This window comes from Aeromonas piscicola, assembly GCF_000820005.1.
GTDB lineage: Bacteria > Pseudomonadota > Gammaproteobacteria > Enterobacterales > Aeromonadaceae > Aeromonas > Aeromonas piscicola.
The window spans coordinates 1-694 of the sequence record NZ_CDBL01000066.1 but is presented as its reverse complement, the minus strand read 5'-3'; the positions used below and the strand labels follow the sequence as shown (position 1 = coordinate 694).

Annotated in this window: 1 protein-coding gene; it reads left to right on the top strand. The window is 65.6% G+C overall.

Annotated elements, in window-relative coordinates; all coding sequences use genetic code 11:
* On the top strand, nt 1-694 hold a 694-nt coding region (locus BN1128_RS16320), incomplete at both ends, for a cation:dicarboxylate symporter family transporter (RefSeq protein WP_042870683.1).

Below are 694 nucleotides of genomic sequence, written 5' to 3'. Positions count from 1 at the left end.
GGCATCAGCGCCACCCAGGCCACCGATCTGCGCCGCGTCGCCGATCAGGGCCGCGACATCATAGACCGCCTGCTGGCCCGCGTGATCATCCCGCTGCTGCCCTTCTACATCGCCGGCGTCTTCGTCGAGATGACGGTCGAGGGCACCGTCTTCGCCACCCTGAAGACCTTCGGCGTGGTGCTGGTAATGGCCATCGTCATGCACTGGCTCTGGCTCTCGGTACTGTTCGTCGGCACGGGTCTGGCGCTGGGTCGCTCACCCGCCATGCTCATCAAGAACATGCTGCCCGCCTACTTCACCGCTCTCGGCACCATGTCCAGCGCCGCCACCATCCCGGTTGCCCTGCAGGCCAGCAAGAACAACGGGGTGAGCGACGGCATCGCCAACTTCACCGTGCCCCTGTGCGCCACCATCCACCTGTGTGGCTCCACCATCACCCTGGTGACCTGCGCCACCGCGGTGATGTTCCTCTCCGAGCACCTGGCCATTCCAGGCATAGACACCATGCTGCCCTTCATCATGATGCTGGGCGTCATCATGATAGCCGCGCCGGGTGCCCCGGGTGGCGGCGTCATGTCAGCCCTGGGCCTGCTCACCTCCATGCTCGGCTTCGGTGAGGCCTCCATCGCCCTGATGATCGCCCTCTACCTGGCGCAGGACAGCTTTGGCACCGCCTGCAACGTCACCGGTGACG